This window comes from Actinomadura graeca, assembly GCF_019175365.1.
GTDB lineage: Bacteria > Actinomycetota > Actinomycetes > Streptosporangiales > Streptosporangiaceae > Spirillospora > Spirillospora graeca.
Genome location: NZ_CP059572.1, coordinates 2,088,071 through 2,110,556 on the forward strand (window position 1 = coordinate 2,088,071; position 22,486 = coordinate 2,110,556).

The following is a 22,486-nucleotide window of genomic DNA, read 5'->3' on the forward strand; positions in this document are numbered from 1 at the left end:
CATACTGCATATAGATTCGGTGGTAAGTCGGACTGTACGAAGGAGGCGCGATGCCCCAGGATTCCCGGCTTCCCGAACTGAGCGTCGACCTTCACCCCCGCCAGTCCGCGCTCCTCATCATCGATTTGCAGTACTTCGACGCGCACCCGGATCACGGGCTCGGTCCCGCGATCAAGGGCGGCGCCAGCACTGATGGCGGTGCGTACTACTTCGGCCGCATCGACTCCGTGGTCGTCCCGCAGGTGCGGCGCCTGGCGTCGGCGTTCCGGGAGTGTGGCGGCAGGGTCGTCCACGTGGTCACCGGCCCGCTGACCCAGGACGGCGCCGATCTGCTTCCGCGCACCCGGGCGCGCCGCCGGGAGATGGCCAAGCGGTTCCCGATCACCGGCGAACCGCCGGGCATCTACCCCGAGGGCAGCATCGAGCGCGCGGAGCTGCCCGGGGTCGCGCCCGTGGCCGGTGACATCGTGATCAACAAGCTGACCACCAGCGCCTTCAACTCCAGCGGCATCGACCAGGTTCTGCGGATGATCGGTGTCAGGGCCGTCGTGTTCACCGGGGTCGCGACCAACAACTGCGTCGAGTCGACCTTGCGCGACGCCTCGGACCGCGCCTACGACTGCATCCTGGTGGACGACGCCTGCGCCGCGTTCGACCGGGAGTCGCATGAGGCGTCGCTGCGCAACGTGCGGCGTCTGTTCGGGCGCGTCGAGGCCACCGCTGATGTGCTCGGCCGGCTGGGGGTCTGGGAAGCCGATCTCAGTGGAGCGCGGGCATGAACCGGGAGAGCCGGGCCGAGGCGCTGTTCCAGGACATCAGTCTCCCGGTCGGGACCGGGTTCGCGCATCCCTCGATGCCGGGACTCGCGGCCGATCCCGGGCTGCGGATCGAGACGCTGCGCCGGCACGCCGACACCGACGGCGACGGCCAGGTGATCCGGGCGATCTCGGCACGGCTGCACGTGGGAACGCATGTGGATGCCCCGGAGCACTACGTGCCCGCGGGCGCCCAGGTCATGGACATTCCGCTCGGCACCTATGTGGGGCCGGCGGTGGTGGTCTCCCTCGGCGGCCTCGAACCCGGCCAGCCGATCGACGTCGGCCTGCTGCGTCGCGCCATCGGGGAGCGCGCTGCTCCAGGCTCGCGGCTGTTGCTGAAGAGCGGGTGGAACGCGCGGTTCGGGCAGCCGGGGTGGCGGGAGGGCTCGCCGTACCTCACCGTCGAAGCCGTCGACCACCTGTGCCGGCTGGCACCGGCGCTGATCGGGGTCGACTTCTCGCACGCGAAGGACGCACCGGAGGGGCCGCGCCGCTACTACCTGAGCCACGCGCTCTGCACCGCGGGCATCGTGGTGCTCGCGGGTCTGCGCCTGGATCAGGTGTCGGCGGACGGCGGACTGCTGATCGCGGCGCCCATCGCGATCCACGGGGTGGAGGCGGCACCCGTCCGGGCCCTGTTCCGGCCGGACACTCCCCCCGGCTCGGATCGGTCCGCGATCCGTTAGCGCGAGGGCCTGGCCTGTGCCGCCGCCAGCACCTCGGCGATCGGAACGCCGTCGGGGTCCAGGAGCCGGCCGACGAGGCCGACCGTGCGCGAGATCAGGCCGAGCCCCCGGCCCGCCTGCCACGGCAGGCCCACCTCGTTCACCAGGGCGCCGATCGCGCCGGTGACGTTGACGACCAGCGGCCGCCCGTGTCGCCTGCTCGCCGACTCCGACAGCATCCGCACGAGATCCACATACGGGCCGTCGAGATCGTTCTCCTGGGCGATCGTGAAGAGGCGCCCGGCCCGGGGGTCGAGCGACTTGTAGAACCGATGCCCGATTCCCGGCAGGATCCGCCCTTCGGCCGACGCCGCCTCCACCGCGGCCTCGGCGATGTCCTCCAGAGCAGCGCCGGTGGGGGCCGCGCTCAGCAGGTCGTCCAGCAGGTACGCGGCGTTCTCGATCGACCCGACCAGACGGTCGCCGACACCGAGCAGGCCGGCGGCGACCGCGCCCTGCAGCGCGTTCGGAGCCCCGAAAGCGGTCAGCTTGCTCACCAGTACCGACGCGGTCATGCCGTGGTCGATCAGCGCTACCAGCATCGCGTCGAAGACCGCGGCCTGTGCGACGGTCGGCAGCCGCCCGGCCAGGTGCAGGTAGGTGACCTCCGACAGCGTGCGCACTCCCATCAGCTCGTCGACCAGGGCATGCCCCCGCAGCACCAGGTCGCCCGCCGGCAAGGGTCCGGTCGTGGAGTCGTCCATGGCCGGCTGCTCAGGCGCCGACGGCCCGGTCGGTGATCTCGAAGGCCGCGTCAAGGATGGCGAAGCCCTCCTCCAGCTGCTCTTCGGTGACGCACAGGGGCGGGTTGGTGTGCACCATGTGATTGGCGACCATGGTGAACAGGCCGTGCTCACGGAGATGGCCCGCCACCGCGCGCATCTCCGGCGACGTCCCGTTGTAGGGCGCCATCGGCGTGAACGGGTCGCGGCTGCGCACCATCTCGATCGTGCCGAACAGGCCCAGGTTCCGGACCGCGCCGACGGAGGGGTGCTTGTCGTAGAGGCGCTGGTGGTGCGCGCGCATCACCTTGCCCAACCGGGCGGCGTTCTCGATGAGCCCGTCCTGCTCGTAGACCTCGATCGTCGCCAGGGCGGCCGCACAGCCCACCGCATGGCTGTTGTAGGTCAGCCCACCGGAGTAGGGCCTGTCGTCGAACGCCTCGGCCACGTGCCCTCGCATCGCCACGGCGCCGAGCGGGAGGTAGGAGCTGGTCAGCCCCTTGGCCATCGTCATCAGATCGGGAACGGTGTCCCAGTGGTCCACGGCGAACCATCGCCCGGTCCGGCCGAACCCGGCCATCACCTCGTCCGCGACCATCAGCAGGTCATAACGGTCGCAGATCTCGCGCACGCCCTGGATGTAGCCGTCGGGCGGGATCAGGATGCCGTTGCCGCCGACGATGGTCTCCAGGAACACCGCGGCGATCGTGTGCGGGCCTTCGTAGCGGATCACGTCTTCGAGCCCCTGAAGACTCTCCTGGACCGGACGCGGGTCCTTCTCGCCCCAGCGGTGGGTGTCGGGGTACCGGACGACGCCGCCACCGCCGCCCGCCTCGTTCCCCCAGCGTCGTGGGTCGCCGGTGAGCGACAACGCGCCCATCGTCGCCCCGTGATAGGTCCGGTAGCGGGCCAGGATCTTGTGCCGCCCGGTGTACTGGCGGGCCAGCTTGATCGCGTTCTCCACCGCCTCGGCGCCGCCCACGGTGAAGAACACCTTGTCCAGGTCGCCGGGCATGATCTCGGCCAGCTTCCGGCCCAGGCGTGCTCGCGGCTCGGTGACGAACCCGGGCTGGACGAATCCGAGCCTTGCGGCCTGCGCACCGATGGCATCGGCCACTCGCCGGTCGCCGTGCCCGATGTTCACCGACATCAGCTGGCTGTTGAAGTCCAGGATCCGGTCGCCGTCGACGGTGTACAGGTACACGCCCTCGCCGCGGTCGATGGCGAGTGGATCGACGCTCTGCTGGGCGGCCCAGGGAAAGAACGTGTGCTCCTTCGAGAGCGCGATGATCTCTGCGGCTGAGAGCTTCCCTGACGTCATCGGGCACCTCGCGTCGGTTCGTCCGCTGGTACGGCGCCGCACCGGCACCGTTTTCATACGATAGATTAGTATTATACTAATGTTTCACGGTGTGTGCGATCTGGTGTGCCCGCCTATTTTCCGAGGTGGGAGCCATCGCCACCACCGCGGCCAGCCCGAGCGCTACCAGGGTGGTCATCAGGGCTCCGCCGAAGCCCGCGACCGCGACCACCGGAGCGGCTCCGACGCTGCCGATGACCAGAGCCCCGGCGAGCGCGGCCGACGCCAGCGCGAACGCGCTCCCCCGGTCGCCCTCATCACTGAGGTGGGAGAGGTCCACGTACAACGGAGTCACCACCAGTCCGGAGCCGCCGCCGGTGAGGACCCCGGCGATGATCAGGCCCGGCACGGTGACCCACAGTGTGAGCAGGCACAGCGCGATGGCGGTGGCGATCAGACCTGACAGGACCAGCCACCGGCTCGCGAGCCGGTCCGCCAGCCATCCGGAGGGGATCCGCGAGGCGAGCACCGCCAGGCCGTCGGCGATGAAGAACACACCCGCATCCGTCCCGGCCTGTTCCGCGCGCTGAGGCAGGTACGCCGTGATCGAGCCCCAGTGCACGAGGTAGAGCAGGATGATCGCCAGCGGCGGGGCCCAGGAGCGACGCATCGCGATCCCGAATCGGCGCGCCGCCGCGCGGCCCGGCGCGGGGACGGTCGAGGCGCGCATCCCGCGCAACCGGCCGATGACCAGCGTCGCCCCCGTCAGCACCAGCGCGAGGACGACCAGTGAGACGCCGGTGAGGTGCTCGCGCGAGCCGAGCACCAGCAGGGACAACGGCGGCATGATCGTCAGGCTCAGCGTCTGGGCACTCGCGGCCAGCGCGAGGGTGATCCCGCGCCGGCTCGCCGCGGAGACCTCGATCAGCGCCGCGAAGTAGGCCGGAGCGATCAGTCCGAAGCCGATCCCCTGGGCGACCCGGGCGACGACGAACGGGACCAGCGATTCGCTGCCGTTCAGCGGTGGCATCAGCAGGCAGGCCCCGGCCGCGTAGGACAGTGCGCCCACGGCCAGCAGCCGGATCGGGCCGAAGCGGTCGACCAGTGCCCCGCCGACGATCGCAGCCGGGATCTGCACCACCGCGGCGATGCCCACGACGATCCCGATGGTGGCGTCCGCCACGCCCGACCGGGAGAGCACCACCGGCATCGACACCACGAAGCCGTAGAACCCGCCCTGCAGGGCCACCTGACCGAGCACGTGCAGGAAGCCGATCCGAGCGGTGGCCGCGGTGTCCCGGCTCATGCGCCGGCCGGGGTGTCGCACCCCTCGATCTCATCGAGCACCTGGTCCAGCGCGTCGAGCAGGTACCGCATCTCCGCGAAACCGAAGACCATCGGCGGCCTGATCTTGAGCACGTCGCGCGCCGGACCGGCCAGGCCGACCAGCACACCGTGCCGGAGCAGCGCGTTGATCGCGGCACGTGCCTCGCCGGTCCCGGGACCGCCGTCCGGGGCACGCAGCTCGACCCCGATCGCGAACCCGCGGCCACGGACCGCGCGGACCGATCCATGCCGGGTACGCAGCTCCTCAAGTGCCGCCAGCAGCCGGCCGCCGACGACACGGGCGTTTCGTTGCAGGCCCTCGCGTTCCAGCACGTCCATCACCGCCAGCCCGGCGGCGGCCGCCACCGGACTGCCGGCGAAGGTGTTGAAGTAGTGGTGCCCGGCGGCCAGGAAGCGGTCGACGATCTCGCGCCGCGTCACCACGGAACCCACGGGAATCCCAGCGGCGGTCGGCTTGCCCATGGTCACCAGGTCCGGCACCGCGCCGTAGAGCCCGAACCCCCAGAACGTGTCGCCGACCCGGCCCTGGCCCACCTGGACCTCGTCGGCGATGACCAGCGCTCCGGCCTCGCGCACCGGACGCAGACCGGCCCGCATCACCTCCGGCTCGGGGATGCGGAACCCGTCGCTGACGAACACGGTGTCGTAGATGAACGCTGCCGGCTCGACGTCGCGATAGCCCAGCTCATCGATCCCCCGTTGCATCGCCTGGGCGAACTCCGCGCCGCCGGCCGCCGGGTCTGGTTGCGGGCCATGCGGAGGATGGGGCACGAGCGAGACCCACGGCACACGATCGCCTCCGCTGAGGGGACCAAGCGCGCTGACCGCGACCGTATTGCCGTGGTAAGCCGACTCGGTCGCCACGATCCCCTCGCGTCCCGAGTAGGCGCGGGCCAGCCTGAGCGCCAGGTCGTTGGCGTCGCTGCCGGTGCAGGTGAACAGGCAGGTGTCCAGCTCGGGCGGCATCGTCGCGAGCAGTCGCTCGGCGTACTCGACGACGGCGGGATGCAGGTACCGCGTATTGGAGTTGATCTCCCGCAACTGCCGGGCCACCGCCGCCACCACGTGCGGGTGGCTGTGACCGACGTGCGGAACGTTGTTGTAGGCGTCCAGGTAGCGGCGGCCCGATTCGTCCTGGACCCAGGCTCCGTGTCCGCGCACCGGCATGAACGGCTGGTCGTAGAACTGCCGCAACCCGGGACCGAGCGCCTTGGCCCGGCGCTCGATCACCGCCGATGGCGACGGCAGTCCCGCCGGCGCCGGCACGGCCGGAGGCCGGCGGGTACCGCGCGTCTGGAGCCGCTCCAGTACCTCCAGGGAGTCCGCGCTAGAGAACCCCGGGTCCTCGGGCGGGCGGGGTGACCGGCTCGCGCGCCACTCGTGAATGACGACTCTCATCACCAGCCGGGTGATCACCAGGTCCAGCAGCACCGATCGTTCGAGCGGTTCCAGAGGGACGACGTCCTCGAATCCGAGGCGCACCTCGTCGATGACCTGGAGCGGGTCATCCTGGCGGCAGACGAGGAAGCTCGCGGCGATCGCCGGTTCCGCGACCAGCGGCGCGTACATGGCATCGCCGAAGTCGATGACGCCCACGATCCGCTCCGGGTCGTCCGGGGCGCACAGCAGGTTGGCCGGGCTCACGTCGCCATGGATGACCTGAGCGCGCAGGGCCGGGAACTGCGGCAGCACATCGGTCTCGAACCTGGCCAGCGCGTGCTCGACCGCGCGCCGCATCGATCGATCGGGCAGCGAATCGATCAGTGGCCGAAGCTCCTGGGCCCGGCCGATGTCCCACAGCAGTGGCCGCCGCGCCGACCGGTGGAAGAACCCGCGCGAGGCGCGCACCAAGCGGGCGGCGACGTTGCCGGTACGGCGGTGGTACACCGCGGTACCGCTCCCGGTGGTGCGCCCGGCCCCCGGAAGGAAGCTCAGCAGCTGGGTGAGGTGCGTCCAGCCCTCGGCGGACCATTCGCCCGTCAGCTCGCCGTCGCGGGTGCGACGCACCTCCTGCACGGGAAGCGAGGGATCGACGGCACCGATCCACTCGATGAGCCGCGCCTGAAGGTCGAAAGCCCCTTGTTCGGCAGGTACGCCGAGTTTGAGGACGTGCTCGGGACCGTGACGGCCTTCGATCAGGAACACGCAGCCGGTGCGCTCGCCGGCGAGTCGCCGGGCCGTCCCTTGACGGCCGTAGACCGCCATCGTCGCGGCCGCGGCGTCTGCCGGGCTGACCGGCGGCGGGTCCAAGGCCATCGTCATTTCGGACCGCGTTGGGAGAGGAAGTCTTCGCGAGTGCCCGGTGCCACCTCGCCGGCGGCCAGGGCAGGCGCCTCGGGGACGGCATCGGCCTCGGGCAGCAGCACGGCGGCATCGGTGTCCCAATCGACAGAGACGGTGCTGCCGACGGCGAGGCGCGCCGACGGGCCGTGGGCCGGAAGGAACGCCACCACGCGACCGAGCTCGCCGCAGCGGACCTCGATCCGGCGGTGGTCGCCGACGTAGACCGCCTCGGCGACCTGCCCGTCCAGCCAACCCGGGCCGGGGTGGGGCGTCAGCCGCACGCGCTCCGGGCGGATCGCGAGCACGCGGGTATCGGCCGTCCCGCCGGACGGGGATTGGAGCACGTTCACCGTCCGGCCGTTCCGCAGATGCCAGATCGATCGGTCCGCGGCGTCGCGAACGACCGGGAAGAAGTTGGACTCACCTAGGAAATCGGCGACGTAGGTGCTGGTCGGCCGCTCGTAGAGCGTCTCGGGGTCGCCGACCTGCTCGATGCGGCCGTCTCGCAGCAGCGCGATCCGATCCGACATCGTCAGCGCCTCCTGCTGGTCGTGGGTCACGTACACCACCGTCAGCCCGAGGCGGGTGTTGATCCGCTTGATCTCCAGCTGCATCTCGGAGCGGAGCTGCTTGTCCAGGGCGCCCAGGGGCTCGTCCATCAACAGGACCCGTGGCTCGTACACCAGCGCTCGGGCCAGGGCGACGCGTTGCTGCTGACCCCCCGAGAGCTGGGCCGGACGGCGTTCGCCGAACTGCTCGAACGGAAGCCGTACCAGGTCCAGCACCGACCGCACCTTGGCGCGGATCTCCTTGGCGCGGACCTTCCGCATCTGGAGCGGGTAGGCCACGTTCTCCAACACCGACATGTGCGGAAACAACGCGTAGCTCTGGAACACCATCCCGAGGTTGCGCTTGTTCGCCGGCACGTCGCCGATGTCACGGCCGTCCAGGAGGATCCGGCCCGCGTCGGGACGCTCGAAGCCGGCGAGCATCATCAGCGTGGTGGACTTCCCCGAACCCGAGGACCCCAGCAACGACAGGAACTCGCCTTCGCCGACGTCGAGCGAGATCCCGTCGACCGCGGTCACCGAGCCGAATCGCTTGACGAGCCCTTGCAGGGAGATCGAAGCGCCCAGGTGCTTGTCGCTCACACGAGTTCCTTCCGTTGCGCCTGTGCGGCCGTTGTCGCCGATTCCGGACCGCCCCGGACGGCCCCGGCGGCGCCGAGGATGACCGCGGTGAGCAGAAGCAGGAGTGCGGAGATCGCCGCGACGACCGGGGACAGTCCGAAGGTGATCTCGCTGAAGATCTTCATGGGCAGGGTCGAGCCGGCGGCACCGATCAGGAAGACCGCGACGACCAGTTCGTCGAACGAGGTCAGAAACGCGAACAGTGCCCCGGAGAGGATCGCCGGGGCGATCAGCGGCAGCGTGATCCGCCGGTACGTCGTCCACATCCCGGCCCCCAGACTGGTCGAGGCCAGTTCGAGCCGATCGTCCAGCCGCAGCAGCGACGCGGTCACCAGCAGCATCACCACCGGCACTCCGAAGACGGTGTGCACCAGCACCAGACCCGGCAGCGAGCCGATCAGGTGGAAGCGGTCGAAGGTCTTGTAGCCGCCGACCGCTATGACCACCGGCGGTACCACCATCGGCGAGATCGCCAGCGCGGCGAACACACGGCGCAGCGGCAGCTGCCCCCGGACCACGGCGATGGCCGCCGCCGTGCCCAGCACCGCGGAGAGGCCGGCGGCGCCCAGGCCGACGAGGATGCTGCGCACCGCGGCGTCGCGCCAGTCCGCACTGCCGAGGAACTCGTCGTACCAGCGCAGGCTGAACAGCTCCGGCGGGAACCGCAGCAGCTCGCCCTTGCCGAACGACATCACCGTCACCAGGACCGAGGGGACCAGCAGGTAGCCGGCGACCACCAGGATGTAGAGCAGTCCGACGAGGCGCAGCAGGCGGGTCCCGGTCATCGGCCGCTCCTCAGCATCGAGTCGATGTTGAACACCCGGCGGGCGATCAGCACCGAGAGGAAGGTCGCCGCCAGCAGCACGAACGCCAGCGCGGCGCCCTGCCCGAAGTCCAGGAACCGGTTCACCTGCTGGTCGACGAGGTTGGCCATGAACATCGAGTGCGGGCCCCCGAGGATCGCCGGCGTGATGTAGAAGCCGAGGGACATCACGAACACCAGGGCTCCGGCGGCGACGGCGCCGGGCCCGGTGAGCGGCAGCAGTACCCGGCGGAACGTCTGCCACCGTGACGCACCCAGGCTTGAGGAGGCCTTCGGCAAGGACGCATCGAGCTGGAGGAACGACCCGTAGATGGGCAGGACGCCGAACGGCAGCATGACGTGCACCATGCCGATGAGCACCGCCGTCTCGGTGTTGAGCAGATCCATCCGGCCGAGGATGACGACCCAGGCGTAGTTGCGGACCAGGACACTGGTCCAGAGCGGAAAGACCACGATCAGGATCAGCAGACGCCGCCAGCGCCCGGCCAGCCAGGTGATCAGTGCCAGCGGGTAGGCGACGACCAGGACGATCGCGGTGACCTCGAACGAGATCCGCAGCGTCCGGAGCAGCACGGAGCGGAACAGCGGCTCGGTGAAGATCCGGGTGTACTTGCCGGTGTCCCCGTCGGGAAGGCTGGAGGGGATCAGCGTCACCAGCGGCGCGACGTAGGCGAACGACAGGAGAACGAGCAGGGGCAGGACCAGTAGCACCGATGTTCTGACGGAGAGTCTTCCGCTGTTCATACCTGCTCCGCTCGCCTTTTCCCGAGGTCGTTTTCCGGATTCACTGATGGAGGGGATGGATCAGCTGGAGATCCAGGTCGCCCATTCCTCCTCCAGGCCCGTCTTCACCTTGGCGATGCCCTTGAGCTCGTCGAGTGTCGGCGTCCACCACTTGTTCTTGTTCTCGGCGGTGGTCGGCACGAACTTGAGCTTCTCGGGGGTCATGTAGCCGGCCGGCAGGTAGTCGATGAACTTCGGGTTCGTGGGGGTCACCTGGAAACCCTGGTAGAAGACGGCCTGCCGCTTCGGGTCGGTGAAGTACTGGAGAAGCGCCTGCACCACATCGGCGTTCTTGGTCCCGTTGACCATCGCCATGTTCTCGAACCCGAGATAGCCGCCCTGGAGGGTGTAGGTCCACTTCGGGTTCTTCGCCATCGCCTGCTGGGCACGGCCGTCCCAGCACAGGCAGTAGTCGATGCGCTGGTCCACCATCGCAGACACCAGCTCGCTTCCGGACTGGTACCAGAGCTTGACCGACGGCTTCACCCTGTCCCAGACCCTGTGCGCCCGGTTCATGTCCAGCGGGTAGAGCTGGTCTCGCGGGACGCCGTCGGCGAGCAGCGCGGCGGCGATGTTGCGTTCGTCGTCCCCCCAGTTGCTGACCGCGCGCCGGCCGGGGAAGTCCTTGACGTTGAAGAAGTCCGACACCGAGGTCAGCGGCTTGACGCCGTCCTTCTGGAGGTAGCCGGCGACCATGACGCTGAGCAGATGCCCGACGCTGACGCCGGAGTTCGCACCGGGGACCAGGCCCGTCAAGCCGGGCACCTTGGCCGGATCGACCGGCTTGAGAAGGTCGTCGCCGGCCATCTGGAAGATCGCAGGACTGCCCCAGGCATCGATCATGTCGAACCTGGCCTTGCCGGCGGTATGCGCCGCCTTCAGCAGTGCGGGGGTCTGGCCGGTCACCTCGACGACCTTGATCTTCGCGCAGGTGTTCTGCTCGAACGGCACGTAGTAGGCCTTGTGGATGGCCTCCGCGACGGCACCGCCCCAGCCCTGGACGGTGATGGTCCGGCCCGAGTAGTCGGGGTTCCCGTTCGTGCCGCAGTTCTTCCCCGCGGACGAGTCGGACGTGCCCGAGCACGCTTGTACGGTGAGTGCCGCGGTAAGCGCGGCGAGCATGATTGCAGGGAGACGCCATTGTCTCATCACGGGATGGTCCTTTCCCTTGTGTGCTCGCCTACAGCGTGATGCGTGTGGTCACAACGCAACGCAGACGTTCTTGATCTGGGTGAATTCGAGGAGACCTTCGAGACCTTTGGTCCGGCCGTGGCCGCTTTGCCGGTAGCCGCCGAACGGGAGCTCGGCGCTGCCGCCGCCACCGACGCCATAGGTGTTGATGTACACCTGGCCGCTGCGGATCCGGCGGGCGATGCGATGCCCCCGGGCCACGTCCGCCGTCCAGACGGCGGACGTGAGCCCGTAGGTCGTGTCGTTGGCGATCTGTACGGCGTCCTGGTCGGAGTCGAAGGGGATCGCCACCAGGACCGGGCCGAACACCTCCTCGCGGGCGATCGCCATCTTGGAGTCCACCCCGCTGAGCAGGGTGGGGAGGTAGAAGTGGCCGCCGCTGAACTCCTCTCCCTCGGGAGAGGCGCCGCCGACCACGATGCGCGCGCCGGCCGCCACGGCCTCCTGCACCATGCCCGCGACCTTGGCGTGCTGGCGCTGAGTGATCAGCGGCCCCAGGTCCGGGTTGCCGATCCCGTGGCCGCAGCGCAGGGAGCCCATGCGCTCTCCCACCGCGGCCACCACCTGGTCATGGATCGAACGGTGCACCAGGAGGCGCGATCCGGCCGCGCAGTTCTGCCCGGCGTTCTGCACGATCGCGTTCACCACCGCGGGAATCGCCTTCTCCAGGTCGGCGTCCTCGAAGAGCACGTTCGGCGACTTGCCGCCGAGTTCCAGCGAGAACGGCCGGATCAGTCGCGCGGCGGCGGACCCGAGCAGCTTGCCGACATCACGCGATCCGGTGAAGGCCACCAGGTCGACGTCGGGGTGGATCGCAAGCGGCATCCCGACCTCGGGTCCACCGCCGGTGATCACGTTCAGGTAGCCGGCGGGGACGCCCGCCTCATGCGCGATGCGGCCGATCTCGAGCGTCGACAGCGGCGCTTCGGGCGCGGGCTTCACCACCACGGCGTTGCCGGCGGCGAGGGCGGGAGCGACCGTCCTGGCAGCGATCTGGATCGGGTAGTTCCAGGCGGTGATGACCGCGACGACGCCGTAGGGCTCGCGGACGGTGAAGTCGACGAAGTCGGGTCCGACAGGAATGCTGCGCCCGTCCAGCTTGTCCGCGAAACCCGCGTAGAACTCGAAGTAGCGGGCCGCCCCGGCCACGTCGGCCTGGGCCTGGAGGAGCGGCTTCCCGGTGTCCCGTGATTCGAGGACGGCCAGCCCCTCGGCGCGCTCGCGGATCAGGGTGGCCATCCGGTTCAGCACGATGACCCGATTCCGAGGCACCTGCCAGTCGCTGTCACGGTCCACTGCGGCACGCGCCGCGGCCACGGCGAGGTCCACGTCCCGCTCGGTGCTCGCGACCAAGGAGCCGAGCACCTCCCCGGTGGCCGGATCGACGCTCTGGAACTCGCCGCCGTCGATTCCCGGACGCTCCTCGCCGCCGATCAGGTTGCGCGCTTGCTGGCTGTTGGTCGTCACCGGCCGTCCTCCTTCGTGCCCGACTTCATAATCTTCATATAGATTAGAAGGTCTGTCAATGGTGTTCTGGGCGTGCTTCCAGGTCAGCCGCTTGCGATCAGCTCGATCTCCAGCCGCGCGGCGGGGAAGGGCGTCGTGCTCACGATCGGGATCACCGTCGTCGGCGGCTGCCCGCCGCCGAAGAACCGGCGCGCCACCGTCTCGAGCTCGAGAACCAGCCGCGGATCCGTGGTGAACACGCTCTGATGCACGACGTCGTGGAAGGTCCGTCCGGCCGCGGCGAGATGGCCCTCAAGTACCTCGTACACCTTGAACGCCCGTGCCTCGAACCCCGACTCCGCGTCCAGCCGCCCGAAGCGGAGCAGCCGCCCGGCGGGGCCGAGGTCGGTCACCGCGGCGAGCACACGTCGATCACCGATGTCGACGGGGATCTCACCGCTGGTGATGACCAGGCCCCCTCCGGCCGCCGCGCCGGCCACGTAAGGGCTGGAGATCGCCGAAGCCGCGCCGGTGACCTTCTTGCCGGCGGCCCGGCCGGCCAAAGCGATGGCATCGAAGGCCAGAAGCGCCTGCGCCGAGCCCACCCCGGCCACCTGGAGGCCCGTGCTGGCCATCATCGTGCGCTCGCTGCTGTCGAAGTACTCGTTGCGGGCGAGGACGACGCTGCCGTACTCCCGCATCGGCAGCCGCACCCAGCCGTTGACCTTGAGCACTCCGGCGATGTCGCCACCGGCGTTCTTCAGGATCTCCGCGAGGCGCTCAAAGGTGCGGATCGTCTCACCGAACGCCTGCCGCTCACGGTCGGTGCGCAGCAACGAAGGCGGCATCACATCGGCGGGATCGCCCGCTGCCGGCAGGCCGTCGATCGCGGAGACGAACAGCAGGTCGCCGCACCGGATCGCGTCCGGGTAGCGCCGGTCCCCGGAGCCGACCACGGAACCCCCGCGGGCCCACTCCGGATCCGCGGCGGCCACCACGTCGAGGTAGACCTTGATCTCCGGATCCATCAGGTGGTCCGGGACCACGATCACCGACGTGGCCGGCAACGGCCCGGCCAGGGCCTCGTCCATTACCCGCTCGATCGCCGCCAGGTCCCGGACGTCGGTCAGGAACAACCGCTGCCGGACGATGTTCCCCAGCGCCAGGCCACGCGTGCCGAGCAGAGCGGTCAGATTCTCATAGAGCTGGAACGCCTGCGCGCGCGCCGCGTCCTCGGGCACGTCGAAGAACATCAGGCCGACATCCGGCCCAGGCGCCGCGGTGGCCAGCCCGGCCGTGCCGGTGACCAGCCGGCCGGTGTCCAGATCGTGCGGGGTCACCGTGCCGCTGAACACCATCCCGGCGGCGACGTCCGAGAGATGTCCGCCGGTCAGGTCCTTCCGGTTCATCACCGACTCCTCCACTTCATCACCGGCTCCTCCACCCGGACCCTGCTCCCTGTCGCGGAATGAGCGCGATCGCTCGGGCCCAGCCCGATCCGGCATGCTCCAGCTTGATCGGCGGTGCCCAGACGAAGAATCCGGTCGGATCCCCGAGTGCACCCAGGTTGCCCAGCTTCAGCAACTGGCAGTGCTCGATCTGGCGTGCCAGCCGATGCACCGGAAAGAACGACTCGTGCTCGCCACGCCGCAGGTCCGCCGCCATCGCCGGCAGCGGCCGGTCCAGAAGCTCGGCGTCCGTGCCGACCATGGTGACGCCCCTGCGCAGCAACGACAGCAGCCCACCCCGGGTCAACCCGCGTCCAGCGGCGGCGAAGCCGGGGTCGCCGTCGAACCGCTCCCCCGCCCCGGTCCGCAGGATCACGATCTCCCCCGGCGACAGCCGATGCCCTATGCGTTCCAGGGCGCGATCGATCTCGGCCTCGTCGATGCCCGCCTCACCGGCGCCGCCGCGCACGTCCAGCAGCACGCCCGGTCCAAAACACCAGTCGAGCGGCACTTCATCGATCGGGCGGGCGTCCTGGCCCGCGCATGACGGGCCGAACCGCAACGGCGCCTCGATGTGCGTACCCGCCCGGGTGGACGCGGTGACCAGGTCCCAGGATCCGCGGGCCGCGACCTCACCGACCGGCACGCCCAGGTGCTTGGCCCATTGCCGGCGCCTGCGCTCACGACCGTGACTCTCGATCACGGAGACCTGCGGCTCCATGCTGACGTTGCGGATCGGCTGGCTGAGGTCGACGATCACGGCCCGCTCCAGCGCCGCCGGCAGGGCCCGCAGGCCGCAGAAGCGGGTCCACGCCCCGCTCGCACCCTCCAGTTTGATCGGCAGCGCCGACACCCCGAAGCCGATGGCGACCGGCAGCCGTTCCAGCCCACGGGCCTTCTCAACGTGGACGTAGCGACGCCGTCCGCCGACGGTGTGCACCGGGAAGTAGGCGTCCCGGTCACCCGCCCGGAACCGCTCCTCCATCCACGGGATCGGCATATCGGCGGTCATCGAGTCGGTCGCCGTGATCCCGACGCCCCGGTCCAGCAGCCACTCGACGGCCGCGCCGCTCATGCCCGCGCCCAGCAGCGCGATCCCCGGGTCGTCGTCGTACCTGTCACCCATGCCGACGTGCGTGATCACCAGGTCGCCGGCGCGCAGGTCGTAGTCCATCCGGCGCAGCGCGCCGGCAAGGTCCTCCTCGGTGATCAGACTGACCCCCCGGTCACTGAAGTCGACCTTGACCCCATGGGTGAGCAGCGGCTCCAGCGCCATCTCGTCCACGGACTCGGCCGGGACTCCCTCGATCACATCGCCGTAGTGAGTGGGAGCGTCCAGATGAGTGCCGAAGTGGCTGGACAGGGTGGCGCACTCGTCGGCCGCGAACAGTCCGTCCAGGGGCAGCTCGGAGACCGGCATTCCGAGAGAGCGGCTCAGCTCGCGCAGGGTCGCACGGTAGTCCGACGTCACGATGTGCACCGGCGCCCGTTCCATCGGCTCGTTGCGGATGGTCGAGGAGAGATCGTAGAACTCGGTCATCGCTCGCCTGCCGCCTGGACCGCCTGCTCACGGTCGTACAGGTCCGGGTCCCGCCAGTCGGCGCGCAGCTGCTCCTTGCGCACCTTGTGCGACCCGGTCCGGGGGAACTCGCTGACGATCCGCACGTAGCGCGGCACCTTGAACGGGGCGAGCCGTTCGAAGGCCCATTCCAGCAGCGCCGCCGGATCGATGGTGCGGTTCGGCCTGGGAATCAGGTAGGCGAGCACCTCGTCGTCCAGCAACTCCGAAGGCACCGCGACCACCGCGGCGTGGGCGACGTCGGGATGGGCGGCCAGAGTCCGCTCGACCTCCCCGGAGGAGATGTTCTCGCCGCGCCGTCTGATGATGTCCTTCTTGCGATCCACGAAGAAGTAGAAGCCGTCCTCGTCGCGCCGCAGCAGGTCGCCGGTGTGCAGCCACCCGTCGCGGAACGTCTCCGCGGACCTGTCCGGGTCGCGGAAGTAGCCGCTGGCCATCGCCGGGTTCCGCAAGAGCAACTCACCGATCTCGCCTTCCGCGACGTCGTTGCCGTCATCGTCGACCAGCCGGGCCTGGTTGCGGGGAACGGTCGGATCGGGGTGCTGACGCGGCTTGCCGATCGACCCGGGCCGGCGTTCGCCGGCGATGTCCTCGATCATGCCGAAGGTGGTCTCGCTCATCCCGAAGCCGGAGATGACCTTGAGGCCGAAGCGCCGCTCGACGTCCGACTGCATCTCCCGGGGCAGCTTTGTACCGCCGTAGGCGATCCGGACCACGTTGTCGCCGTCCTCGGGGTCGGGCTCCCTGCGCGACAGGATCGCCGTCATCGCCCCGACGAAATTGAAGTGCGTGACCCGGTGGCGACGCACCTCGGGCCAGAACCGGCTCGCGCTGAACCTCGGCGACAACACGATCGTGGCCCGCGCGCCGATCGCACCCATCGTCGAGTACGCCTGCGAGTTGATGTGGAAATACGGCATGCACACGTAGAGACGATCGTCGTGGCCGATGCCGAGCCAGTACCGGTACCCGTGCCCGGTGAGCACGAAGTTGCGATGGGTCTGCATCACACCCTTGGAGGGCCCGGTCGTCCCCGAGGTGTAGATCAGGGAGATCAGGTCGGCCCCGTTCAGCTCGACGTCCGCGACGTCGGGCCTGACCGCGGCCGCGGCGGCCAGGAAATCGGTGTACGCCGGATGCGGACCCAGGTGGAACACCGGGCGGTTCAGGCCCTCGGCGATCGGTCCGGCGACGTCGGCGTGAGCGGCGTCGACCAGGACCGCGACCGGATCGCAGTGCCTGATCTGGTAGGCCGCCTCCTCGCGCCTGAAGCCGGTGTTGACCGCGGAGATGACCGCGCCGATCTTGATCAGCCCGAACCAGGCCGTCAGGAAGTCGGGTGAGTTGCCGACCATGAAGACGACCCGGTCCCCCTTCCGCACACCGGCCTCGCTCCACACGGTGGCGGCACGGTTCGCCCGGTCGTCGAACTCCAGGTACGAGACCGGCCTGTCCTCCCAGACGAGGAACGGGTGGTCCGGTACCGCCGCCACCGCGTCCTCCCAGAACGCTCGAACGTTGAGGCTGTCCAGATCCATGCGCGTCCTCCCGCTGAGCTCATCCTTCTATACTTCATAAAGATTATGCTGTCTTCATAGATTATGATGTTAGAGTGAAGACAGTCAAGAATCTTCGCAACGACCGGCTACTGTGGGGACGGTGAACGGCGTGCGCGAGACAACCGATCAGAAGAAGACCGCGGCCACAGCGGCGTCGCTGCGCTCGCGGCGCGTCGCGGAGGTCGTTGCCGACAGGCTCCGGGCCAGGATCCTCAGCGGTGAGCTCGGCGACGGTGATCGACTTCCCAAGGAAGACGACCTTCGCCAGGAGTACCCGGTCTCCAAGCAGTCGATCCGCGAGGCCATGCGCATCCTGGAGGCCGAAGGCCTGCTCACCGTGATGCGCGGCCAGCAGGGCGGCGCGATCCTGCACACGCCGCAGCCCGCGCGCGCGGCCTACGCCCTCGGACTGGTGCTCGTGCGGCAGAAGGTCCCGCTCGACGACCTCGCACGGGCGATCCGGGTGCTCGAGCCGCAGTGCGCGGAGATGTGCGCCGCACGCCCGACCGGCAAAGCAGCGATCCTCAAGCGCCTGAAGGGACTTCAGGAGCAGAGCATCGCGGCCATCAACGACTCGATCAAGTTCACCGACATCTCCCGGCTGTTCCACGAGGAGCTGGTGCGCAGTTGCGGCAACCAGACCATGGTCATCCTCCTGGGCGCCCTGGAGTCGCTGTGGTCCGCTCATGTGCACCAGGACGTGACCGGCGAGACCGAACGCGGCGTGGATCGCGGACCGAAGAGCCGGCAGCGATCGGTCGAGGAACACCAGCGGATCATCGACATGATCAAGGCCGGAGACCCGGACGGCACCCGCGTCGCCGCGGAGGAGCACCTGGCCCGCGTCCAACCCCGACGGACCCAGGGACACGACGCGCACGTGGGCATCGCCGGGCTGGAAAACGTGATCGCGCAATCACGGACCGGGTTCAACGGCTCCTGACGCCGGCGCCCGCTACTCGACCTCTCCGGACGACGCTCGTCCGGGACGAACACATGTTGCCGAAGCACTGAACATCAACACCGGAAGGCCCGTGTCCGGGTCGAACGCCTCACCGTTCCTTGCAGCCTGCCGCAGGTCTGAGGTGCTCGATGACCGCCAGAACGTACATGCGGGCGCCGGTGAGGCTCACGGTCTCCAGAAGGTCACACGCCGGCAGCGCCTTCACTCATGCGTCGCGCCCTTAGAGGTCGCCTGCCGCCGGCAGCGCGGGCCGATGGATCCAGGCGGCAAGGTCGGCGGGTGCGCATTGGGCGACTCGGGCGGCGTACCGGGGAAGCTCCTCCTCGCTGAGGACCTGCCGCCACTGGCCTGTCGATCCGCTGTGGAAGAACCGGCTGTGGTCGTGATAGAAGCCGTCGTGGCTGGCTTCGGGCGCGAGTTCACCGGCCCGGCCCTTCATGGCCGCGAACGTGGCGGCCTGGACGAGGTCCGGCCAGGCCGTCTCGGTGATGGCGATTCCGAGCCGGGCCGCTATGTAGCGCATCTGTCCTTCGAGGTCATCAAGGAGGTCCTCGTAGCGCAGCAGCACGATGTTCGGCTGGTCGCGGACCTGCCAGAAGGTGTCCAGATGGTGCAGCATGATCTCCAGGTCGGACACGGCCTTCCCGGGCGCGGCCGGATCGACCCAGGACCAGAAGCGCTCGCGCGCGGTCCCGCTCGGCAGGGACGGAGCGGCGGCCAGCAGCTCCTCCAGGACCACGGCGCCCACGGCATCCTCCCGCAATGCGAGGGACACGGCCCGGTCGGTGTTGCCGGCATGGCGGTCCAAGGACACGGCCACATCGCGGGGGTCCCGGCTTGCGCAGAGGTAGGTGACCCGGTCGTCGAAGGGCAGTCCGTCCAGGGGCGCATGGGTCTTGATGAACCGCCGGTGCGCCTGTGCCTCGAGGTCGGCCAGCACTGCGGTGAGCGGGCGCAGCAGGACGTCCAGCCACGGCGAGATCTGGTCGAGCGGCCGGTCGAATGTCGCGCTCTTGAAGATCTCCAGGGCGCAGATCATCTGCAGCCAGGTCGTGCCGCACTTCGCCGGGGTGCTGATCACGATGTCGCCGGGACGGAACACGAACCCATCCCAGCGGGCCGAGTCCGTAAAGGAGGTCTGGTAGCGGACGCGTTCCCCCAAGCCCATGCGGGGAGAATGGCGGCAACCAGATCGGGCCGTCAACGGTTTTCCGGGCGTCTTCCGATGAGAGGCCAGGTGGCAGGCGAGGACGGGCGGGGGGCGGCATCCTGGCGGCCGGCGACGACGAGACGCCGTGCGGTGATCTTGGACTGCTCAGCTCTTGGTCAGGCCGAGCAGGCGGGCGGTGTTGTCCTTGAGGATCTTGGGCCGCACCTCGGGCTTGATCTCGAGCTTGTCGAAGTCGGCCAGCCAGCGGTCGGGGGTGATGACCGGGTAGTCCGAGCCGAAGAGCACCTTGTCCTTGAGCAGGGTGTTCGCGTACCGCACCAGCTGCGGCGGGAAGTACTTCGGCGACCAGCCCGAAAGGTCGATATGGACATACGGCTTGTGGGTGGCCACCGCCAGCGCCTCGTCCTGCCACGGGAAGGAGGGGTGAGCCAGGATGATCCGGAGCTGCGGGAAGTCGACGGCGACGTCGTCGACCAGCATGGGGTTGGAGTACTTCAGCCGGATCCCGCCGCCGCCGGGCACGCCGGCGCCGATGCCGGTCTGGCCTGTGTGGAACAGCGCGGGCACGCCGAGTTCCTCGATCGCCTCGTACAGCGGGTAGGCGAGGCGGTCGTTGGGGGCGAAGGCCTGGAGGCTGGGGTGGAACTTGAAGCCGCGCACCCCGTACTCCTCCACCAGGCGGCGGGCTTCGCGCACCCCGGCGCGGCCCTTGTGGGGGTCGATGCTGGCGAAGGGGATGAGTACGTCGGGGTGGGCGGCGCAGCCTTCGGCGACCTCTTCGTTGGCGATCCGCGGGTGCCCCGTGGCGTGCTCGGCGTCGACGGTGAACACCACCGCGGCCATCCGGCGCTCGCGGTAGTAGGCGGCCATCTCCTCAATGGTGGGCCGGCGGTGCCCGTGGGCTTTGAAGTACTCCTCGGAGGCACTGAACAGCTCGGGGCTCAGCGCCCCGTGACCGTCCTTGGAGATTTCCGCGTGCGTGTGCACGTCGATCGCGACGAGTTCGTCCGGGTCCAGCGATGGCATCGTTGTCTTGCCTTCCGTTGTTGAGTGGGGACGGGGCTTCCGTTGCCGACGGGTCAGCGCACGCGGGTTCTGGGACGGCCCTCGGTACGGAACCGCTGTGCCTGGTCCACGTACCAGTCGACCACTTCGGGGTTGGCCAGGGAGCCGCGGTTGACGGCGGTGGCCGGGTCGTGTCCGGTGAAGAGCTTTTTGATCGGGACCTCGATCTTCTTCAACGCGTGGGTGACCGGGACGGCGGGCGCGGCGATGATGTCGTCCGGGACGTGCCGGTGTGAGGTGTGCTCCCGGATCGTGGTGTTGATCTTGGTTTTGAGCTCATCGGTGAGCTCGTCGTCGAGGACCACGAAGAGCGGCATCCAGTAGCCGCCGTCCGGTTGTTCCAGTCCGAGGACCAGGGCGTCGCGGACCTCGGGCACGTGCCGCAGCGCGGCGTAGATGTCGCCGCTGCCGAGGCGGACCCCGAGCCGGTTGAGGGTGGCGTCCGACCGCCCGTGCACGATGAACTCGCCCTCGGGGGTCTCGGTGATCCAGTCGCCCTGAGTCCAGGCGCCCGGGAACTTCTCGAAGTACGAGCCGCGGTACTTGGCGCCGTCCTCGTCCCCCCAGAAGGACACCGGCATCGACGGCATGGGACGGGTGATGACCATCTCCCCGACCTCGCCGACGACCCGCTCCCCGGCCTCGGACCGGGCCTCGACCGCCACGCCGAGCAGTGGCCCCTGGAGCCGGCCCAGGTGCACCGGCTCCAGGGGGTTCGAGCCGATGAATCCGCTGCAGATGTCGGTACCGCCCGTGTCGGAGCCGAGGTGGACGTCTCGCTTGACCTGTTCGTGCACCCAGCGCCAGGTCGAGTCCGGTAGGGGGGATCCGGTGGAAAGGATGGAGCGGAGCAGGGACAGGTCCCACTCCGTGCCGGGTTCCAGGCCGGACCTCTCCACCAGCGACAGGTAGGCGGCGCCAGTGGCGAACATGGTGGCGCCGGTCAGCGCGATGACCTCGAACTGCCGGTCCTTGCGCCGGTGGGTGGGCGACCCGGCGTAGGTGACCACGGAGGCGCCCGACATGAGGGTGTTGACCAGGGTGTTCCAGACCATCCACGAGGTGTTCGCGGCGACGTAGTAGCGGTCGCCCGGACCCATGTCCTGGTTCAGAGCGGTCCCCTTGAGGGCCTCCAGGGTCATGCCGCCGTGTCCGTGGACGATCCCCTTGGGCGAGCCGGTGGTACCGGAGGAGAACAGGATCCAGAGCGGGTGGTCGAAGGGCACCCTCAGGCAGGCGGGCTCGACGTCGTCCGCCACCAGCGCGGCGAAGTCCAGGCGGCCGGAGGCCACCGGCCCGGCTCCCGGTTCCGGGGCCGGGTCCAGGTGACGGACGAGGATGGTGTGCCGCAGCCCCGGCAGGCCGGCTTCCACCTCGGCCAGATGGTCCAGCCGGTGGACGTCCTTGCCGTTGAACCGGTAGCCGTCCACACCGATCAGGATCTTCGGTTCGAGCTGGAGCAAACGGTCCAGGGTGGACGGGGCGGACAGATCAGGCGAGTTGATCGTCCAGACCGCGCCGATGCTCGCGGCGGCCAGCAGCCCGATGACGGCCTCGGGCAGATTCGGCAGCACGGCCGCCACCCGGTCCCCCGGTTCGACGCCCAGACGCTTCAGGTGCGCCGCGAGCGACGTCACCTGGGCCGCGAGCTGCCGCCAGGTGAGCGCCGAGGCGGCGTTGTCCTCGTCCACGGTCAGCACCGCGGTGGTCTCCGCGAGCCGCGGATCCCGCGCATGGCGCAGGACGTTCTCGGCGAAATTCAGCCTGGCGTGCGGGTACCAGACCGCTCCGGGCATGCGCTCCTCGGCCAGTGCGGGCCCCTGGAAGCCCTCGCCCACCACGCCGAAGTACTGCCGCACCGCGTCCCAGAAGTCCGCCGGTTCGCGCACCGACCACCGCCAGACCTCGCGGTAGTCCGCCGGCCGAACGTTCCGGTGCCGGGTCACCCAGGCCATGAAGTCCCACAGGCGGGACGCCCTCCGCTGTTCCTCAGTGGGCAGCCACGTCAGCTGCCGGCCGTCCGCCATACCGTCATGCACCGCGCCGTTGCGGGTCGACATCGTCGCCACCTC

The 22,486-nt window shown here is 69.4% G+C and carries 18 protein-coding genes; 3 read left to right on the forward strand and 15 right to left on the reverse strand.

The genetic code is table 11. From position 1 onward, the window contains the following. The first annotated feature begins 50 nt into the window (after positions 1-50). Positions 51-779: a cysteine hydrolase family protein gene (locus AGRA3207_RS09580; RefSeq protein WP_231334213.1), complete on the forward strand. Its 729-nt coding sequence runs from the start codon at positions 51-53 to the stop codon at positions 777-779. Next, positions 776-1,504 carry a cyclase family protein gene (locus tag AGRA3207_RS09585; protein WP_231334214.1) on the forward strand — a complete coding sequence of 243 codons (729 nt, stop codon included), beginning with the start codon at positions 776-778 and terminating at the stop codon, positions 1,502-1,504. Before AGRA3207_RS09580 ends, AGRA3207_RS09585 begins: the two co-directional genes overlap by 4 nt. Here AGRA3207_RS09585 and AGRA3207_RS09590 read toward each other — a convergent pair. From AGRA3207_RS09590 to AGRA3207_RS09645, 12 genes are all read right to left on the reverse strand, one after another. Further along, on the reverse strand, positions 1,501-2,247 hold the full coding sequence (locus tag AGRA3207_RS09590; protein WP_231334215.1) for a citryl-CoA lyase: 747 nt from the start codon (positions 2,245-2,247) through the stop codon (positions 1,501-1,503). The genes AGRA3207_RS09585 and AGRA3207_RS09590 overlap by 4 nt on opposite strands. Before the next feature lie 10 nt (positions 2,248-2,257). Beyond that, on the reverse strand, positions 2,258-3,586 hold the full coding sequence (locus AGRA3207_RS09595; RefSeq protein ID WP_231334216.1) for an aminotransferase class III-fold pyridoxal phosphate-dependent enzyme: 1,329 nt from the start codon (positions 3,584-3,586) through the stop codon (positions 2,258-2,260). Between the two features lie 76 nt (positions 3,587-3,662). Next, entirely contained in the window at positions 3,663-4,871 is a 1,209-nt protein-coding gene (locus tag AGRA3207_RS09600; protein ID WP_231334217.1) for an MFS transporter, read from the reverse strand. After that, positions 4,868-7,174: an aminotransferase class III-fold pyridoxal phosphate-dependent enzyme gene (locus AGRA3207_RS09605; protein ID WP_231334218.1), complete on the reverse strand. Its 2,307-nt coding sequence runs from the start codon at positions 7,172-7,174 to the stop codon at positions 4,868-4,870. The genes AGRA3207_RS09600 and AGRA3207_RS09605 overlap by 4 nt, the downstream gene beginning before the upstream one ends. Then, positions 7,171-8,346, reverse strand: coding sequence for an ABC transporter ATP-binding protein (locus AGRA3207_RS09610; RefSeq protein WP_231334219.1), 1,176 nt, complete (start codon positions 8,344-8,346; stop codon positions 7,171-7,173). Before AGRA3207_RS09610 ends, AGRA3207_RS09605 begins: the two co-directional genes overlap by 4 nt. After that, positions 8,343-9,170 carry an ABC transporter permease gene (locus tag AGRA3207_RS09615; protein ID WP_231334220.1) on the reverse strand — a complete coding sequence of 276 codons (828 nt, stop codon included), beginning with the start codon at positions 9,168-9,170 and terminating at the stop codon, positions 8,343-8,345. The genes AGRA3207_RS09610 and AGRA3207_RS09615 overlap by 4 nt, the downstream gene beginning before the upstream one ends. Further along, positions 9,167-9,952 (reverse strand): ABC transporter permease, encoded by a 786-nt coding sequence (locus AGRA3207_RS09620; protein WP_231334221.1) that lies wholly within the window; start codon positions 9,950-9,952, stop codon positions 9,167-9,169. The genes AGRA3207_RS09615 and AGRA3207_RS09620 overlap by 4 nt, the downstream gene beginning before the upstream one ends. Before the next feature lie 60 nt (positions 9,953-10,012). Next, entirely contained in the window at positions 10,013-11,140 is a 1,128-nt protein-coding gene (locus tag AGRA3207_RS09625) for an extracellular solute-binding protein (RefSeq protein WP_231334222.1), read from the reverse strand. Positions 11,141-11,191: 51 nt separating this feature from the next. Further along, positions 11,192-12,649, reverse strand: a complete 1,458-nt coding sequence (locus tag AGRA3207_RS09630; protein ID WP_231334223.1) for an aldehyde dehydrogenase family protein — start codon at positions 12,647-12,649, stop codon at positions 11,192-11,194. An 83-nt stretch (positions 12,650-12,732) separates the two neighbouring features. Further along, positions 12,733-14,037 (reverse strand): RidA family protein, encoded by a 1,305-nt coding sequence (locus AGRA3207_RS09635; protein WP_231334224.1) that lies wholly within the window; start codon positions 14,035-14,037, stop codon positions 12,733-12,735. Positions 14,038-14,056: 19 nt separating this feature from the next. Next, on the reverse strand, positions 14,057-15,616 hold the full coding sequence (locus AGRA3207_RS09640) for a cyclase family protein (RefSeq protein ID WP_231334225.1): 1,560 nt from the start codon (positions 15,614-15,616) through the stop codon (positions 14,057-14,059). Further along, entirely contained in the window at positions 15,613-17,193 is a 1,581-nt protein-coding gene (locus AGRA3207_RS09645; protein WP_231334226.1) for an AMP-binding protein, read from the reverse strand. The genes AGRA3207_RS09640 and AGRA3207_RS09645 overlap by 4 nt, the downstream gene beginning before the upstream one ends. A 121-nt stretch (positions 17,194-17,314) precedes the next feature. Between AGRA3207_RS09645 and AGRA3207_RS09650 the strand changes: the two genes are divergently transcribed. Then, positions 17,315-18,157, forward strand: a complete 843-nt coding sequence (locus AGRA3207_RS09650) for a FadR/GntR family transcriptional regulator (RefSeq protein ID WP_231334227.1) — start codon at positions 17,315-17,317, stop codon at positions 18,155-18,157. Positions 18,158-18,398: 241 nt separating this feature from the next. On the opposite strand, the gene AGRA3207_RS09655 is transcribed toward AGRA3207_RS09650, so the two are convergent. The 3 genes from AGRA3207_RS09655 to AGRA3207_RS09665 all read right to left on the reverse strand — a co-directional run bounded on the left by AGRA3207_RS09655 (position 18,399) and on the right by AGRA3207_RS09665 (position 22,474). Continuing rightward, positions 18,399-19,346, reverse strand: coding sequence for a sulfotransferase domain-containing protein (locus tag AGRA3207_RS09655; RefSeq protein WP_231334228.1), 948 nt, complete (start codon positions 19,344-19,346; stop codon positions 18,399-18,401). 147 nt (positions 19,347-19,493) lie between these two features. Beyond that, the gene (locus AGRA3207_RS09660; protein ID WP_273700058.1) at positions 19,494-20,366 is read right to left on the reverse strand and encodes an amidohydrolase family protein; all 873 of its coding nucleotides are present in this window, start codon (positions 20,364-20,366) and stop codon (positions 19,494-19,496) included. A gap of 62 nt (positions 20,367-20,428) precedes the next feature. Beyond that, positions 20,429-22,474, reverse strand: coding sequence for an acetoacetate--CoA ligase (locus tag AGRA3207_RS09665; protein ID WP_231334230.1), 2,046 nt, complete (start codon positions 22,472-22,474; stop codon positions 20,429-20,431). Between the last annotated feature and the right edge of the window lie 12 nt (positions 22,475-22,486).